Raw genomic sequence first — 17,845 nt, forward strand, 5'->3', positions numbered from 1 at the left:
GTTTTTCCCCACGTCAAGAGAGAAAAAAATGTCCGAATTAAAATTAAACTACCATAAAACCCATTTTCTCACCAGTGCAGCAAATATTACCCAGTTGCCAGAAGATACGGGAATTGAGATTGCTTTTGCTGGTCGCTCAAATGCAGGAAAATCCACCGCACTGAATGCCTTAACCAATCAAAAAAACTTGGCTCGCACCTCAAAAACTCCAGGGCGGACGCAGTTAATCAATCTGTTTGACGTGGAGCCACAATGTAAATTGGTGGATTTGCCTGGTTATGGTTATGCGGCGGTGCCAGAACAAATGAAATTGCAATGGCAGAAGTCTTTATCGGAATACTTGCAGAAACGAGAATGCTTGCAAGGCGTAGTGATTTTAATGGATATTCGTCATCCGTTAAAAGATCTCGATCAGCAAATGATTGAATGGGCGGTGGCCTCAGAATTGCCTGTCCTATTATTACTCACCAAAGCCGATAAACTCAGCCAAAGTGCCCGATCAAAAACCGTAAAAATGGTGCGTGAGGCGATTTTACCTTTTCAGGGTGATGTGCAAGTTGAGCCATTTTCAGCACTCAATAAAATCGGCATAGATCGCTTGTCGGCGAAATTAAATGACTGGTTTAGTCCCACTTTTGAGGGTGAAAAGAGTTAATTTTGTGATCTTGATTCCAAAAATACACCGTAGTTTTTGCAAAGCGCGGTGTATTTTTTTATGCTTTTTCTAATTTAGCCATAAAAAAGGAAAAGTCATGTCGTTAGCGATTGTTTATAGCCGTGCCTCTATCGGGGTGCAAGCCCCTCTGGTGACCATTGAAGTGCATATTAGCAATGGTAAGCCGAATTTTGTGTTAGTTGGATTGCCAGAAAAAACCGTGAAAGAGGCGCAAGATCGGGTACGAAGTGCGTTGATTAATGCGCAGTTTAAATATCCCCCGAAACGTATTACGGTGAATCTCGCTCCAGCGGATTTGCCCAAAGAGGGGGGACGTTTTGATTTGCCGATTGCCTTGGGCATTTTGGCGGCCTCAGGGCAAATTAATGCGGAGCAATTACGTCAATTTGAGTTCTTGGGTGAACTGGCGTTAACGGGTAATTTACGTGGTGTACAAGGCGTCATTCCTGCCATTTTAGCCGCCCAGAAAGCGAAAAGAACCATGATTATTGCGCCACAGAATGCCAATGAGGCCTCGCTTATTTCGGGCCATGACAGTTACTATGCTCATTCCTTGTTGGAAGTGGTGCAGTTTCTCGGCAATCAATTAAATTTACCCACGGCGAGCCAAATGGCTGAACAGGTCAGGGAAAATGCACAGCAAAGTGCGGTGCAAAATCAGCAAGATTTAACCGATATTATTGGTCAACATCATGCTAAACGCGCTTTAACCATTGCGGCAGCGGGGCAGCATAATTTGCTGTTATTAGGGCCACCGGGGACAGGCAAAACCATGTTAGCCAGCCGATTAACTGACTTACTGCCAGAAATGAGCGATCAAGAGGCCATTGAGACGGCTTCTGTCACCAGTCTGGTTCAAAATGAACTGAATTTTGCGAACTGGAAAAAGCGTCCTTTTCGGCACCCTCATCATAGTGCCTCTTTACCTGCTTTAGTGGGTGGAGGCTCGATCCCAAAACCTGGCGAGATATCATTAGCAACCAATGGCATTCTTTTCTTAGATGAGTTGCCCGAATTTGAACGTAAAGTATTGGACGCCTTGCGCCAACCCTTAGAAAGTGGCGAAATTGTGATTTCTCGTGCTAACGCAAAGATACAATTTCCTGCCAGATTTCAATTAGTTGCGGCCATGAACCCAAGCCCTACTGGCCATTATCAAGGCTCGCATAACCGTACCTCACCACAGCAAATCATTCGTTATTTAAACCGCCTGTCTGGCCCGTTTTTAGATCGTTTTGATCTCTCTATTGAAGTGCCATTATTACCACAAGGCGCATTACAATGTCAAGAAGATCGTGGGGAAACGAGCGAACAAGTGCGTGCAAAGGTGCTAAAAGTGAGGGAAATTCAGTTCGCTCGACAAGGTAAAGTGAATGCCCATTTAACCAGTAAGGAAATTGAACGCTATTGCCCGTTATCAGAAAAAGAGGCGATGTTTTTGGAAAATGCGCTAACGAAGTTAGGCTTATCCGTACGAGCCTATCACCGTATTCTAAAGGTGTCACGCACCATTGCGGACTTGGCGGAATCAGAACACATTACCCAAGCCCATTTAGCCGAGGCGTTGGGCTATCGCACCATGGATCGGTTATTGTTGAAATTACACGAGTAATCAATGGTTTAGAGAGAAAAAAATAGACAAAAATAAACCGCACTTTTTGTGTCTGAGCATGTTGTTCAACAAAGTGCGGTCTTTTTTTAATGAGATTTAGGCATTTAAAATATTCTGAATTTCTTGAATACTTAAATGATAACCATGCGGGCAATTACGCCATTCATCAAGCATTTTGGTGTATTTATCCCACATTGGGGTTTGTGAGTCGCAGCCGTGTTCACAACGCATAAATTCTTGATATTTGCCCTCAACACCGGTAATAAAACGCAAGTAGCTTAAATATTTTTTCTCACGCACCGCACAATAGCCCACAAATTGTAAGCGGTGAGGCGTTACCGTGGATTTATCGGTTAAATTGTTGTACGAAACATGTAAGGCTTTATACATTTCGAGCGTATCTAGCACGGTTTGGCATTCTTCTAATGAAATGTCATTAAATTCTTGATCCAGTTCTTTTAATTCACGCGCAAAGCCACCTTTTACGATAGCCTCTAAACGGGCATATTTCGCTTTATTTTCAGGTTCAAGTAAACCCATTAATTTATATTGATTGCTTAAAATTAAGCGTTGTGTTGATGTCATTTCCATAATAAATTCCTTGTTTCTTTAAATTTTATTTAGTCGATACTGTTTAAATCTTCTTTTGAAAGCCCGCTTTCTTTCACTTTTACATTACCATCTGTGGCACGATATTCAAGGTTTTGATAATAAGCCTCACGGAATGTAATGTACGGATCTTGTGCTTGTTCTAACAAGGCCTCTTTATCTATGGCTTTGGCACGGGTGTCCACGGCTTGCACGCCGGTTTTGACTAACGACCAAGCTCCGCCAACCCAATGCCAGAAAGGATAGGTATAAGCGGTATCAACCACGGAACCAGTTAATTCTCGAGGTGTGGTGGCATTATAGACGGGGAGAACCACATAGGTACCCGCCTCTACGCCATAACTGCCGAGGCTATCGCCGAAAGTGCGTTGGTGTTCAATTTTGAGTGGATCGCTATAACTGGCCCAGTCAATTAATCCGCCTAAGCCAAAGGTCGAGTTAATCACAAAGCGGTTAAAATGCACCATGGCTTTTTTGACCTCGCCCTCTAATAAGCGGTTCACAAAGCTCACAGGTTCATCAAGGTTATTGGCCACATTTGAAATTCCTGTAGTGACAGGGCTTGGCAAGGCATTCCAACCTTTGGCGGCCGGTTTCAATAAATAAGGGTCGAGAACTTTGTAGTTGAAATCCCACATCGTGCGGTTAAATCCTTGTAAAGGATCTTGACGTTCTCCCGTGACGGGATCGAGCGTGTTAGTACAGCCACTCAGTAACACAAGGCTACAAAGTGCGGTGGAAAAGAGCGTTGTTTTTTTCATTAAGTTGATTTCCAAATAGAATTTTGCTTATTGTAAATGAGTTAGGCAAAATCTACAAAAAAATTTACCGCAGTTTAGATTAAAAACTGCATAAAATGAATATTAATTCAGTTTTGTTGCATAAATATATTTCTTTGCAACTTTACAAGCGGATCGGGGCTTGATAGAATAGCTTGAATTTAACCAATTCACCTCAAGAGATTGTCATCAACAATCTTTGGTTAATGAATATTTGTAAGTGTTCAACCACACATTCAGGAGCAATTATGTCCGCACAAGCCATTCTCGTGCTTGCCGACGGCAGTGTTTTTCACGGCATCTCTATTGGTGCTGAGGGCTACACTATCGGCGAAGTCGTTTTTAATACTGCCATGACCGGCTATCAAGAAATTTTAACTGATCCTTCCTATTTTCAACAAATCGTCACGCTCACTTATCCCCATATTGGCAACACTGGTTGCAATATTGAAGATCTTGAAAGCCAACAGGTTTTTGCCTCTGGCTTAATTATTCGTGATTTACCCTTAACGCATAGTAATTTCCGTGCTAACCAAAGCCTTTCAGATTATTTAAAAGCCAATAATGTGGTGGCGATTGCGGATATTGACACTCGCCGTTTAACCCGAATTTTACGTGACAAAGGAGCACAAGCTGGTTGTATTATGACCGGTGAAGTTGACGAGAAAAAAGCCTTGGAACTGGCGTTAAGTTTTGGCTCAATGGCAGGCAAAGATTTAGCTCAAGAAGTGACGTCTAACGAACCTTATCAATGGACACAAGGCGAATGGCAACTCGGCAAAGGCTATGTGGAAACGAAACATCCTGAATTTAATATTGTGGCGTACGACTTCGGCGTGAAACGTAATATTTTAAGAATGTTGGCGGAGCGGGGTTGCAATATCACGGTTGTGCCGGCTAAAACTTCAGCCGAGGACGTGTTGGCCTTAAACCCTGATGGTATTTTTCTTTCCAACGGACCGGGCGACCCAGAACCTTGCGATTATGCCATTTCAGCAATCCAAACCTTATTAAAATGCAAAAAACCGATTTTTGGCATTTGCTTAGGACATCAATTATTAGGTCTAGCCGCAGGCGGTAAAACTAAAAAAATGCCATTCGGCCACCACGGCGCTAATCATCCGGTGCAAGATTTAGACAGTGGCAATGTGTTGATTACCAGCCAAAATCACGGTTTTGAAGTGGATGAACACAGTTTGCCAGCTAATGTGCGAGTGACCCACCGTTCGTTGTTCGATAACTCGGTACAAGGCATTGAACTCACCGACCAATCGGCATTTTCATTCCAAGGACACCCAGAGGCCAGTCCGGGGCCGAATGATGTGGCGTATTTGTTTGATAGATTTATTGGCGAGATGAGAAAAGCGAAAGCGTAAGAAGATAGCCATGCAAAATAAATTTAATTTAACTCTACAAGAAGATCGTTTTCTGGCGAAGAAAAATATTGTGGAAGTGATCCACAGTATTTCACGACTGGAAAACGTCAACACCACTTTTCCGCAAACCCAAACCATTGTGAGCGGCATGAGCGTGAGCGGGGTGTCAACGGACGATATTCAGGTGATTTTAAATTTAAAAAATGCGTGGCAATTTATTTTAAAAAGCGATTTGCCTTTTAATTTAGCTTTTGCTTGTAAAATCAATGGCTTTGTGGCGTATAATGAATCACTGGCGTGGGGCGAATTACGCACGGGCAAGGTGGGGATTAGTGGCGTGGCTTATGTGCCAGAAATTCCCAATCCACAAGCCGTTGAACAAAGGTTTGCACAAATTATCAATCAGCCCATTTCTGCCACGGAAAAAGCGTTAAAATTAATGTATTACCTGATGCGAAATCAACTATTTTGGGACGGCAATAAACGCACGGCGATTATTTGTGCCAATTATTTGCTGATTCAAGCAGGGGCGGGCGTGTTAAATATTAACGAACAACAATTGGAACCATGGCACGAGCGACTTTCCAACTTTTATGAAAGTGGCGATGATACAGAAATTATTGAATGGACATATCAGCATTGTTTGTATGGGATTGTCAAAGATTAAAGAAAACAGGAAATAAAAAATGCCAAAACGTAACGACATAAACACAATATTAATTATCGGGGCAGGTCCAATTGTCATTGGGCAAGCCTGTGAATTTGACTATTCGGGGGCGCAGGCTTGTAAGGCTTTGCGGGAAGAGGGCTATAAAGTGGTGTTGGTGAACTCCAACCCTGCCACCATTATGACCGATCCGAATATGGCGGATGTGACCTACATTGAGCCAATTCAATGGCAAACCGTGGAAAAAATCATTGAAAAAGAACGTCCTGATGCCATTTTGCCAACCATGGGCGGACAAACGGCGTTAAATTGTGCCTTGGATTTGTCTAAAAACGGCGTGTTGAAAAAATACAATGTGGAACTCATCGGGGCAACGGAAGACGCTATTGATAAAGCCGAAGATCGTGGACGGTTTAAAGAAGCCATGGCGAAAATTGGGCTAAATACGCCAAAATCTTTTGTGTGCCATACTTTCGATGAAGCCTGGAAAGCACAGGAAGAAGTGGGTTTTCCAACCTTGATTCGTCCGTCATTTACAATGGGTGGTTCAGGCGGTGGGATTGCCTATAACCGTGATGAATTTCAAGCCATTTGTGAACGGGGTTTTGATGCCTCACCGACCCACGAATTGTTGATTGAGCAGTCCGTACTCGGTTGGAAAGAATACGAGATGGAAGTGGTGCGGGACAAAGCGGATAACTGCATTATCGTCTGTTCCATTGAAAACTTTGACCCAATGGGCGTGCATACGGGCGACAGTATCACCGTTGCCCCTGCTCAAACTTTGACCGATAAAGAATACCAAATTATGCGTAACGCCAGCTTGGCGGTGTTGCGTGAAATCGGCGTGGATACGGGCGGTTCAAATGTGCAATTTGCTATTAACCCTGACAATGGCGAGATGATCGTGATTGAAATGAATCCACGGGTCAGTCGTTCTTCGGCGTTGGCAAGTAAAGCAACAGGCTTTCCGATCGCCAAAGTAGCAGCCAAATTGGCGGTGGGTTATACGCTTAACGAACTTCGCAACGACATTACAGGCGGTTTAATTCCTGCCTCTTTTGAGCCGTCCATTGACTATGTGGTGACCAAAGTCCCACGCTTTGCCTTTGAAAAATTCCCACAAGCGGACGACCGTTTAACTACGCAAATGAAATCCGTGGGCGAAGTGATGGCAATGGGGCGTACCTTCCAAGAAAGTTTACAAAAAGCCTTGCGTGGCTTAGAAACAGGGATTTGCGGTTTCAATTTGCTTTCCGAAGAGCCTGAAAAAATCCGTAGCGAATTAGGCAATCCAGGCCCGAACCGAATTTTATATGTAGCAGACGCATTCGGTGCAGGCTTTAGCTTGGAAGAAGTCCATCATTATTCCAAAATCGATTCGTGGTTTTTGATTCAAATTCAAGATTTAGTGCAAGAAGAATTAGCCTTAGAAAAACGCACGCTAGACGAATTGGATTACGCTGAACTTCGTCGCTTAAAACGCAAAGGCTTTTCCGATAAACGTATCGGGCAGCTCACTCAAGCTGGCGAAACCGCGGTGCGAAATAAACGAAATTTATTAGATTTGCACCCTGTTTACAAACGAGTGGATACCTGTGCGGGCGAATTTAAATCCGACACCGCTTATCTGTATTCAACATACGAAGAAGAATGCGAAAGCCGTCCAACGGATCGCAAAAAAATTATGATTTTAGGTGGCGGTCCAAACCGTATCGGGCAAGGTATTGAGTTTGACTACTGTTGCGTTCATGCCGCCCTTGCCTTGCGTGAAAGCGGTTTTGAAACCATTATGGTCAACTGTAACCCTGAAACGGTTTCGACCGATTTTGATACATCGGATCGTTTATATTTTGAGCCGTTGACGCTGGAAGATGTGTTGGAAATTATCCATGTGGAAAATCCGTACGGCGTGATTGTGCATTACGGCGGTCAAACCCCGCTGAAACTCGCCAATGCCTTGCACGACAACGGCGTGAATATTATTGGCACCTCTGCCGATAGCATTGATGCCGCCGAGGACCGTGAACGTTTTCAACAAATCTTGCACGATCTCGGCTTAAAACAACCGAACAACCGTACTGCTCGCAATGCGATTGAGGCGGTGAAATTAGCGGAAGAAGTGGGCTATCCGCTGGTGGTACGTCCGTCTTATGTATTGGGTGGTCGAGCCATGCAAATTGTGTATAACGTGGACGAACTCAACAAATATATGCGTGAGGCAGTGCAAGTGTCGGATGACAGCCCGATTTTGCTTGACCATTTCTTGAACAATGCCATTGAAGTGGATGTGGATTGTATTTGTGACGGCAAAGAGGTGGTCATCGGTGGCATTATGCAACATATTGAGCAAGCAGGCATTCACAGTGGCGACTCCGCTTGCTCGTTGCCCGCTTACTCCTTAAGCCAAGATGTACAAGATGAAATCCGCCGTCAAACCGTGGCCATGGCGCAAGCTCTGAATGTGGTAGGCTTAATGAATGTGCAATTTGCGGTACAGGATAACGTGATCTATGTGTTAGAAGTCAACCCTCGTGCCAGCCGTACCGTGCCATTTGTCAGCAAAGCCACAGGACGTTCCTTGGCGAAAATTGCTGCTCGAGTAATGGCGGGTATTTCCCTTGCGGAACAGGGTATTTCAGGCGAAGTGATCCCTGATTATTACTCCGTCAAAGAGGCCGTGTTCCCGTTTATTAAATTCCCTGGGGTGGATACGATTTTAGGGCCTGAAATGCGTTCAACAGGCGAAGTGATGGGCGTGGGTAAAACGTTCTCCGAGGCCTTTTTGAAAGCAGAGCTTGGGGCAAATGAACGGATTCCAAAAACCGGTAAAGTCTTTGTATCGGTGGATAACAAAGACAAAGCCCGCCTATTGCCAGTGGCTCGCCGTCTACAAGAACAAGGCTACGGTTTATGTGCCACCATGGGAACCGCTAAATTCTTACGGGACAATGGCATTTCGGCTCAAATTGTGAATAAAGTCCGTGAGGGGCGCCCGCATATTGTGGATGCGATTAAAAACGGTGAAATTGCCATGATTATCAACACCGTGGGTAGCACTCCAGAAAGCGTGACGGACAGTCATTCCATTCGCCAAAGTGCGTTGCAACAAAAAGTCTTTTTACAAACCACCCTGTCAGGGGCTGAGGCTTTGGTAGAGGGCGTGAAAAGCCTTGCGGGGTGTGATGTGTATTCGTTACAAGGTTTGCATCAGCGGTTGCAGTAAGAGCCAAACAACTAGACACAAAAAATGTGTTTAGTTAAATCAAAAGAGGGAACTATTTCTTTTCTTTACATTCTAATCAAGGCGGACATTTTGTCCGTCTTTTTAATCTTTAAACAAGGAAACTTTTATATGAAAAAATTACTCGGAGTATCATTCTTAGCTGTTTTATTAACGGCTTGTACATCAGAATCAAACCAACGTCCGCAAGGTCCACGTGGTGAACGCCCACACAATCCACAACTTGAAGCAGCAATGAAATCTTGTCGTGAATCTGTGGGACAAAATGCAGACCGTAGTAAATTTGCAGCTTGTATGAAAGAAAAAGGTTTTGAAAAACCAGCGGGTAAACCAGATTTAAAACCAGCTAATTAGTTGTTATATAAACAAAAAGTGCGGTATTTTCTACCGCACTTTTCACATTCATTTCAATTATGCTTGAGATGAAATACGTTTCATATCTGTCATATAACCACGTAATTCTTGACCGATTAATTCAATCGGGTGATTGCGAATCGCATCATTCACATCACGTAATAACACGTTATCAATTTCAACCGTTGGTGCAGGTTCACCTAGGTCGCCTTTTTGTAAGGTTGGAATCACTTTTTCTGCCAAAATTGGTGTTGCCACGTGGGAGAATAGATAGTTACCATATTCTGCTGTATCAGAAATTACCACGTTCATTTCATATAAACGTTTACGAGCAATGGTGTTGGCAATTAATGGTAATTCGTGTAAAGATTCGTAGTAAGCGGATTCTTCATAAATACCACTTGCCACCATGGTGTCAAATGCCAATTCTACACCCGCTTTCACCATCGCTACCATTAACACGCCGTGATCAAAGTATTCTTGTTCAGAAATTTTGATGTTGTCGCCTTTTGGTGAATTTTCAAAGGCGGTTTTGCCTGTGGCTTCACGCCATGTTAATAGGTTCACATCATCGTTCGCCCAGTCTGCCATCATGGTGGAGGAAAATTCGCCACTGATAATATCGTCCATGTGTTTTTCAAATAAGAACGCTAATTCCTCTTTGATTTGTTCAGATAATTCAAAGGCACGCAATTTGGCGCTGTTAGATAAGCGATCTAACATCAGCGTGATACCACCTTGTTTTAACGCTTCAGTAATGGTTTCCCAACCGTATTGAATTAATTTACCTGCATAAGCTGGGTCTTTGCCGTCAGCCACTAATTTGTCGTAGCAGACGATAGATCCTGCTTGTAACATACCGCAAAGAATGGTTTGTTCGCCCATTAAATCAGATTTTACTTCAGCCACGAATGAAGATTCTAATACACCTGCACGGTCGCCCCCTGTGGCACTTGCCCATGCTTTAGCGATTGCCATGCCTTCACCTTTCGGATCATTTTCAGGGTGAACAGCGATTAAGGTTGGCACACCAAAACCACGTTTATATTCTTCACGGACTTCCGTCCCCGGGCATTTTGGTGCAACCATCACCACCGTAATGTCTTTGCGAATTTGCTCGCCCACTTCAACGATGTTAAAACCATGAGAATAACCAAATGCAGCACCATTTTTAATTAGAGGCATGACATCTGCTACTACTTTTGAGTGTTGTTTGTCTGGGGTTAAGTTGATGACTAAATCCGCAGTTGGAATGAGTTCTTGGTAAGTACCCACTTTAAAACCATTTTCGCTAGCACGTTGGAATGACGCACGTTTTTCTGCAATGGCTTCTGGACGTAACGCATAGCTCACATCTAAGCCAGAATCACGCATATTTAAACCTTGGTTTAAGCCTTGTGCACCACAACCGATAATGACAACTTTTTTGCCTTTTAAGAAGTTGCAGCCATCGGTAAATTCGTCACGTTCCATAAAGCGGCAACGACCGAGTTGGTCGAGTTTTTGGCGTAGATTTAGGGTGTTGAAATAGTTAGACATTTTTATTTTCCTTTTGGATTGTTAGCTGTTTTTGTTGAATGAGGGGATTATAGGGGTTTTATTGTGTTGCGTAAATTGATATTATTGGGATTTGATATTGCGGATTTTGCAATTATTGAAATCGGGTTTCGTCCGATGGGCGACCATACTTTCTTTTGCTTGTGGCAAGAACGGATTTCGCCGTTGGCGACTTACTTTTTCTTTGCTCGTGCAAAGCAAAAGTAAGCAAAAAGAAAGCACGCCCCAACTTTGCCTTGTTTCCTGAAAATGATTAAATTTGCTTAACGGAAAAGTTGTCAACTCGCTTCGCTCAAACAGCACAACTTTTCCTACAAATTTAATCATTTTCAGGCGGCAAACATGGGGCCCCCATTGGTGATGAAATAAAGTGCGGTGGAAAAATTGAGAATACCTTAAGCATAGTAACGTTACTCCGTAGCTTAAAAAAATATCTATTTTTTTAACCGCACTTTTATCTACGCTCGATCAAAAAATTGGGGCCCCGTCTGAACCGCCTTTGCGACTTGAAATTTTTAGGTAAAATCGCCTTGTTTGAGCGTAGCGAGTTGCGATTTTACCGTTAAGAAAATTTCAACCAAGCAAAGATAAGCGGTGAAGTCGGGGTGTGTTTCTTTTGTTACTTTTCTTTGCACAAGCAAAGAAAAGTAAAAGACGTGGCGAAATCCGATTGTAATAAAATTGTAATTTAAGAGAAAAAACCATGAACTTCACTGATCTAAAAATCTTCCTCCACCTCACCCAAACTCAAAACTTCAGCAAAACCGCTGCCCAAAACCACATGTCCCCCTCCACGCTTTCACGCCAAATTCAACGCATGGAAGAAGAACTGGGACAGCCTTTATTCCTCCGTGATAACCGCCAAGTGATTCTCACTGAAACCGGCGTGAAATTTCTCACGTTTGCACAACAAAATTGGCATAATTGGGACGTGTTTAAGCAACAGTTACGCTCGACTTCTCAAGAATTATCTGGCGAGTTAAAACTCTTTTGCTCGGTGACGGCGGCTTATTCGCATCTTCCACAAATCTTAGAAAAATTTCGGGCTCGTTATCCTAAAGTGGAAATTCAATTAACCACGGGCGATCCCGCATTAGCGGTGCAAATCGTGGAGGAAAAACAAGCCGACTTAGCTTTAGCGGGGCGGCCATTGAATTTGCCACATTCTCTTGAATTTCAACCTATTGATGATATTTCATTGTCGTTAATTGCGCCTCGTGTGGCTTGTGTGGCGACCCAATTATTGCAGCACGATCCCATTGATTGGCAACAGATTCCGTTTATTCTTCCCGTCGAGGGGCCGGCTCGTCAACGGATTGATGAATGGTTACGCCATAAGAAAATCAAACACCCGAAAATTTATGCGACAGTGAGTGGGCATGAGGGGATTATGTCGATGGTGGCATTAGGTTGTGGGGTGGCGTTATTGCCTGATGTGGTGATTAAAAATAGCCCTATTAGCACCCAAGTCTCCTCGTTAAATTTGGATGTGCCTGTCGCACCTTTTGAGTTAGGCATTTGTGTGCAAAAACAGTCGTTAGCCTCGCCATTGGTTAAGGCATTTTGGTCGATGTTAAAAAAAGTGCGGTAAAAAATTAAGTAATTTTTACCGCACTTGGACGAGATAAGTAACTTAACCTTGATTAAGCCTCTTTTTTCTTGGTGGCTTTTTTGGCTCTTGGTAAGGTGAGCTTGACTTTATTGGCTTTGCCCCATGTTTTTAAGCGTGCCATAAATTCTTTACCCATAGGGCTAGGATCACCTGTGAATAATTTTTGTAAGCCGTTATTTTCAATGATATGACGGCGTAATTCTAAACGTTCTTGATGATTTTCCGCTAAACGAATCGCACGTTCCACATATTCATCTACCGTATTGGCAATTAACCATTCAGGCAAGCCTAAACGTTTGAATAAGCCCTCGTCAATATGTTCATGCACTTCAGGGCCTGTTTTACAAATACCCACTAAGCCTAAGGTGACCATATCAATAATGCCATTGGTGTTGCCAAATGGGAACGGGTTCACCATCATATCGCAGTTATGTAAGATACTGAGATATTGATGATAAGGTGAGTGTCGGTGTGCTGTCGCTGAATCACCTAGGTGGCTTTTAATAAAGCGTTCTACATAAGGATGAGTTATACCACTGGATTGTCCTAAGGCAAAATGGAAGTGGACTTTCACTTTGGCACGATCACGGATGGCTTTTAATGCCTCAAGGAAATACGGGTTCAACTTCATGGTGGTGGAGGCGATACCGATATTGACCACGTCAGGATTTTCATGCAAGCGATATTCTACCTTTTCTGGCGCTAAGGCTGACGGCACATAAGGCAAGGCATCTTTTGGTAAGCGTAATAATTTTTCGCTAAAGCATTGTTCAGAACCAACGTAATCATCTTCTACCACTACATATTCAATAAATGGTGAGTGCGTGGTGGCAGGGTGACCTAAGGCGACGGCTTGGATTGGTGCCAAGCGAGTGTTACTGGCAAAAATCGTGACAAGATCCATGCCGATACTTGGCATATATAATATTGCGCTACCATTTTCATTGCAGATGTTTTTTAAGAACAGCAGTTTCTCAAAAATATTATCACCTTGTATAAGATGGAATTCATCAAACACATCACGACCTAATTGGTCTACGGCGTCATTACCCACACCGATAATATGAAATAGCTCACGCGCTGCACGCATTGAAGTGGAGTGGGTTCGATAAATAGAGTGCGCAGAATGAAAATGTTCAAGCAACACCACCATTACAGGTTTCCCATCACGGTAGCCGATATTACTCACATCACGATCTTGCCAACCGCCAGTGATTAAGTGGTTGCGAATGACTTTATTGAGGGCATTTTTAATCCCATGTTTATTGTCGGCAATGTCATAACTACAGTGCATGTAAACATCATGGGAAATACTGCTTGGCAAATTATTGAGGTTTGGAATTTGTTCCAAACGTTCAGGGAGCCATTGCAAGATGGTGCCACGTTTGCTAAAGGCTTGTTGTGTCCCGATAAAACGAGGTGATTGCAAAGAGAAGCAAAGGGAAACGCACAGATCACGATCCAGATTCCACAAGGCGTCTAAATTAATGGTTAAATTAGATTCAGGCAGATACATAATGCAGAATTTCGTCCACACCGCTTTGTTTGATTCTAAGGTAATCTCTGACGAGGATTTATCGGGATTGAGATTATAACTTTGTAACACATGGTCCGCATTGATATAAGGCGAAGAGGCGAAAATCATCCCTAGCCAACGTTGATAGCCGAAAAATTTTAAGGCACCTGAATCAGAAACCTGTAAGGCTTTATCCATAAATAACGTGCTGATCGCATTTGCCATTCGAGTACAAAAATAGACGATACGATCTTGCTGTAATTCGTCGTTTGAGAGTTGTGTGGGGACATTCAATTCAATGTCTTGAATATCGCCAAAATTGCTGTCTAATTTACTTAAAATTGCCAGTAAGATATTACAGGCAAGTTCATAATTTTTCGCTTCAACGGCTTGTTCAAACTGTTCCACGTTGGGTTTCATTTCTGTATTATTGTCTGTCATAAGCGCCCTTTAACAAGTTCCCCATAAATCATATTCATCTGCGTTAGTTATTGTAACGGAAATAATATCACCGATTTTCACCGCACTTTGGCTGATATTATCCACATAAACCACCCCATCAATTTCAGGTGCATCTGCCATGGAACGGCCGATAATCCCATCTTCATCAATGTCGTCCACAATCACAGGTAAGGTTTTGCCAATTTTTTGCTGTAATCGTTGGGCGGAAATTTGCTGTTGGACTTCCATAAAACGTTGGAAGCGTTGTTCTTTAATGTCCTCTGGCACTTGATCTGGCATTGCTGTTGCGGTAGCGCCCTCGACGGGACTAAATTTAAAGCAACCGACACGATCAAGTTGTGCCTCTCTTAGAAAATTAAGTAATAATTCAAAATCTTCTTCTGTTTCACCTGGGAATCCTACAATAAAGGTGGAGCGCAAGGTTAATTCTGGGCAAATTTCTCGCCATTTTTTAATCCGTTCTAAAATGCGTTCTACCGACCCTGGGCGTTTCATCAATTTCAAAATTTTCGGGCTAGCGTGTTGTAATGGAATATCCAAATACGGCAAAATTTGCCTTGCCGCCATTAAAGGGATTAATTCATCCACATGTGGATAAGGATAAACATAGTGCAAACGTACCCAAACTTTTAAACTCGCCAACATCTGGCACAAGGTGATCAGATTATTTTTAATCGGCATGCCATTCCAAAATACGGTTTTATTTTGGTTCTCTTTGCGTTGATCGAGCGAATAAGCCGAGGTATCTTGCGATACCACCAACAATTCTTTTACCCCCGAATCCACTAAGCGTTTGGCTTCATCTAAAATTTGGGTAATAGGACGGCTGTCTAAGTCACCACGCATGGACGGAATAATACAAAACGTGCATTTATGATCGCAGCCCTCTGAAATTTTCAAATAGGCGTAATGTTTCGGCGTGAGTTTTACGCCTTGGCTTGGCACGAGACTCACATAAGGATTATATTCCGGTTTCGGCACATATTTATGCACATTTTCCATCACCGCCTCATAGCTATGTGGCCCTGTAATTTCCAACACTTTTGGGTGAACTTCACGGATTTTATCTTCTTTTGCGCCCAAACAACCGGTGACTAATACACGGCCGTTGGCCTCAAGTGCCTCGCCAATGGCCTCTAAGGATTCTTGTACGGCACTATCAATAAAACCGCAAGTATTGACAATCACCAGATCAGCATTTTCATAAGTAGGGATAATATTGTAACCGTCAGTACGTAACTCGGTGAGAATGCGTTCGGAATCGACTAAATTTTTCGGACAACCAAGGCTAACAAAGCCAATATTTGGCGTTTTTGATGACATAAATAATCTTAAAATAATGTAAAAAATTGGGCGTATTGTACAAAAATTTTAAGGGAAAGGCGACAAAATCAACGTAAATATTTTGTAAAGTTTCGGAAAAATCGTGAAAAAATACCGCACTTTGACGTTATTTTGCCAACAAAGTGCGGTATTTTTAATCTGATTAATGGTGGTGATGACCACAACCACAGCCGTCATGGCTATGTTCTTCTTCATGGTGGTGGTGATGGTGACTGCCACAACCGCAACCGTGACCTTCTTCATCGGAATCATGGTGATGGCCACCGCAGCAACCGCCCTCCGCATGAATATGACCATGGGCAATTTCTTCCAAGGTGGCTTCACGGGTTGCGACCACTTCCACAGTGAAATGCAATTCTTGACCGGCTAACATATGGTTACCGTCAACGACCACATCGGCGTCACCCACTTCGGTAATGACAACAGGTAATGGGCCCATATCCGTATCGGCAATAAAACGCATGCCCACTTCTAATTCATCTACGCCTTGGAATACCTCTTTCGGTACACGTTGCACCATATTTTCGTTGTATTCGCCATAACCTTCTTCCGGTTTTACACGTACTTCAAATTTATCACCAACCTCTTTGCCTTCTAACGCATTCTCTAAACCAACCACTAAATTATGGTGACCTTGTAAATAGTCTAAAGGTTGATTGGCTGGCGCCTCGTCAACTAACACGCCATCTTCGGTACGCACTTGGTAAGCAATGCTTACGACCACATTTTTTGCTACTTTCATTTTTTTCTCCAATGTTAAAAAGGGGGCTATTCTATCGAAAATTCGGTCAAATAGCTAACTATTCATCTTCTTCGTCAAATTCTTCTTCAAAAAATTCGCCATCATCACCATATTCATCTTCTTCGGCATTGGGATCTTCAAAATAAGTCCCCCAACCGTCATAAATGCCGCCATGTTTTGCCACTAACGGCACGATTTCTTTTTGTTGCGCATCAATGATTTCAGGTTTGAGTTCCACTTCGGCGATAATATCGAAACAGAACAATAATTTACCGTTATCATCTTCTAATTCTTCGGCTTCTGACACTTCATATCCCGCTTTGAACGCATCCACGGCGATTTTTTCTAATTTATCAAAATCGTCGTGCGCAATATGGTGTTCAATAATATAAAGCGCATTGGGATCGCTGCCGTCATTGAATAAGTCGTTAATAATCTCACGGGTTTCCGCTTGGAGTTCCGCGGGGGTTGGGTGATTGGCCATAATGTTTGTCCTGTTATTGGGTTTAATTGGGTTATATTATCATAGAAATGGACGAAATATGACAGGATAAAAATAAAACGGATATTTTCTGCTATGTGTTTAGCCGTATTTAAGGCGAAATCATTAAATAAGCGCAAGGGAAAGTGACGGATTTTCACTATAAAATTCAGAAAGCGCAATCTCTGCGCTTTCTGATACATCCACACCTTTAGTGCTATGCAACCCTATTGAGGGGCATTGACTAATGTCTAGATAGAAATTGTTTAAGCATCTGTGCTTGTGTTTTTTATGTTCAATAGAATATCCATAAACATTCCTTGAAATCCTAAAAAATGCCTTATTCGCAATGAATTAGGGCGTCAGACATGCGTGAAACTAATTTTCTATTTTTTACGTTTGATGCTTGGTTAAATTCGCTGTCACTAGCAGGGGTAAGCACTAACTTATTGTTAAGTTTTGATACCTTGATATAGTTTGCTGTTGCGGTATCAACGGCTACTGAGCTATTGGTTTTTACGATTTTTGCGCCGTAACCATCTGCAATAGCTACTTCTACTTCATGATTACCTTTGCAAACTTGTTGCTCAACACGATTATTTTGTTCAAGTGCAGCTAAAAAGCGTCCATCAATGGATACCACGACATCGTGATTAATACTGTTGTCGGTAAAGATTGCCACCGTACCATGTTGGTTGCCAGTGACAGCGCGATCTGTATTTGTTGCTACTGTGCAAGCAGAAAGCAATAAGCTAGAAAGGCCGACACTTAATGCAATGTGTTTTAAATTCATAAATATTTCTCTTAAGTAAGT

At 42.7% G+C, this 17,845-nt stretch carries 16 protein-coding genes; 8 read left to right on the forward strand and 8 right to left on the reverse strand.

Translation table 11 applies throughout. The features are described 5' to 3' along the window. The first annotated feature begins 28 nt into the window (after positions 1-28). Both yihA and ACTG7X_RS07935 read left to right on the forward strand, forming a co-directional pair. Complete coding sequence (gene yihA, locus ACTG7X_RS07930; protein WP_439257969.1) at positions 29-655, forward strand: ribosome biogenesis GTP-binding protein YihA/YsxC; 627 nt, start codon at positions 29-31, stop codon at positions 653-655. Between the two features lie 97 nt (positions 656-752). Further along, the gene (locus tag ACTG7X_RS07935; protein WP_439257970.1) at positions 753-2,288 is read left to right on the forward strand and encodes a YifB family Mg chelatase-like AAA ATPase; all 1,536 of its coding nucleotides are present in this window, start codon (positions 753-755) and stop codon (positions 2,286-2,288) included. Between the two features lie 96 nt (positions 2,289-2,384). Here the strand turns inward: ACTG7X_RS07935 and ACTG7X_RS07940 are convergent, their stop codons facing one another. Both ACTG7X_RS07940 and ACTG7X_RS07945 read right to left on the reverse strand, forming a co-directional pair. Next, positions 2,385-2,879 (reverse strand): YfbU family protein, encoded by a 495-nt coding sequence (locus ACTG7X_RS07940; RefSeq protein ID WP_439242637.1) that lies wholly within the window; start codon positions 2,877-2,879, stop codon positions 2,385-2,387. 29 nt (positions 2,880-2,908) lie between these two features. Then, positions 2,909-3,658, reverse strand: coding sequence for an MlaA family lipoprotein (locus tag ACTG7X_RS07945; protein ID WP_439257971.1), 750 nt, complete (start codon positions 3,656-3,658; stop codon positions 2,909-2,911). 266 nt (positions 3,659-3,924) lie between these two features. Here ACTG7X_RS07945 and carA point away from each other — a divergent pair, with 266 nt between their 5' ends. From carA to ACTG7X_RS07965, 4 genes are all read left to right on the forward strand, one after another. After that, positions 3,925-5,052, forward strand: a complete 1,128-nt coding sequence (carA, locus tag ACTG7X_RS07950; RefSeq protein ID WP_439257972.1) for a glutamine-hydrolyzing carbamoyl-phosphate synthase small subunit — start codon at positions 3,925-3,927, stop codon at positions 5,050-5,052. Positions 5,053-5,062: 10 nt separating this feature from the next. Further along, the gene (locus ACTG7X_RS07955; protein ID WP_439257973.1) at positions 5,063-5,719 is read left to right on the forward strand and encodes a Fic family protein; all 657 of its coding nucleotides are present in this window, start codon (positions 5,063-5,065) and stop codon (positions 5,717-5,719) included. A gap of 19 nt (positions 5,720-5,738) precedes the next feature. After that, complete coding sequence (carB, locus tag ACTG7X_RS07960) at positions 5,739-8,945, forward strand: carbamoyl-phosphate synthase large subunit (RefSeq protein ID WP_439257974.1); 3,207 nt, start codon at positions 5,739-5,741, stop codon at positions 8,943-8,945. A 129-nt stretch (positions 8,946-9,074) separates the two neighbouring features. Continuing rightward, entirely contained in the window at positions 9,075-9,317 is a 243-nt protein-coding gene (locus tag ACTG7X_RS07965) for a hypothetical protein (protein ID WP_439257975.1), read from the forward strand. Between the two features lie 57 nt (positions 9,318-9,374). Here the strand turns inward: ACTG7X_RS07965 and ilvC are convergent, their stop codons facing one another. Then, complete coding sequence (gene ilvC, locus ACTG7X_RS07970; protein WP_439257977.1) at positions 9,375-10,856, reverse strand: ketol-acid reductoisomerase; 1,482 nt, start codon at positions 10,854-10,856, stop codon at positions 9,375-9,377. 63 nt (positions 10,857-10,919) lie between these two features. Here ilvC and ACTG7X_RS07975 point away from each other — a divergent pair, with 63 nt between their 5' ends. Beyond that, positions 10,920-11,081: a hypothetical protein gene (locus ACTG7X_RS07975; RefSeq protein WP_439257978.1), complete on the forward strand. Its 162-nt coding sequence runs from the start codon at positions 10,920-10,922 to the stop codon at positions 11,079-11,081. Between the two features lie 496 nt (positions 11,082-11,577). Continuing rightward, on the forward strand, positions 11,578-12,465 hold the full coding sequence (gene ilvY, locus ACTG7X_RS07980; RefSeq protein WP_439257979.1) for an HTH-type transcriptional activator IlvY: 888 nt from the start codon (positions 11,578-11,580) through the stop codon (positions 12,463-12,465). 52 nt (positions 12,466-12,517) lie between these two features. On the opposite strand, the gene ACTG7X_RS07985 is transcribed toward ilvY, so the two are convergent. From ACTG7X_RS07985 to ACTG7X_RS08005, 5 genes are all read right to left on the reverse strand, one after another. Further along, positions 12,518-14,443, reverse strand: coding sequence for a UDP-glucose:protein N-beta-glucosyltransferase (locus ACTG7X_RS07985; RefSeq protein ID WP_439257980.1), 1,926 nt, complete (start codon positions 14,441-14,443; stop codon positions 12,518-12,520). A 9-nt stretch (positions 14,444-14,452) separates the two neighbouring features. Then, positions 14,453-15,787, reverse strand: a complete 1,335-nt coding sequence (rimO, locus tag ACTG7X_RS07990; protein ID WP_439257982.1) for a 30S ribosomal protein S12 methylthiotransferase RimO — start codon at positions 15,785-15,787, stop codon at positions 14,453-14,455. A gap of 163 nt (positions 15,788-15,950) precedes the next feature. Then, positions 15,951-16,550 (reverse strand): peptidylprolyl isomerase, encoded by a 600-nt coding sequence (gene slyD, locus ACTG7X_RS07995; protein ID WP_439257983.1) that lies wholly within the window; start codon positions 16,548-16,550, stop codon positions 15,951-15,953. Positions 16,551-16,608: 58 nt separating this feature from the next. Continuing rightward, positions 16,609-17,034 carry a ribonuclease E inhibitor RraB gene (rraB, locus tag ACTG7X_RS08000; RefSeq protein WP_439257984.1) on the reverse strand — a complete coding sequence of 142 codons (426 nt, stop codon included), beginning with the start codon at positions 17,032-17,034 and terminating at the stop codon, positions 16,609-16,611. A 337-nt stretch (positions 17,035-17,371) separates the two neighbouring features. Beyond that, positions 17,372-17,824, reverse strand: a complete 453-nt coding sequence (locus tag ACTG7X_RS08005; RefSeq protein WP_439257986.1) for a hypothetical protein — start codon at positions 17,822-17,824, stop codon at positions 17,372-17,374. Positions 17,825-17,845 lie beyond the last annotated feature (21 nt).

Origin of the sequence: Lonepinella sp. BR2271, from assembly GCF_051851515.1 — a bacterium.
Classification (GTDB): domain Bacteria; phylum Pseudomonadota; class Gammaproteobacteria; order Enterobacterales; family Pasteurellaceae; genus Lonepinella.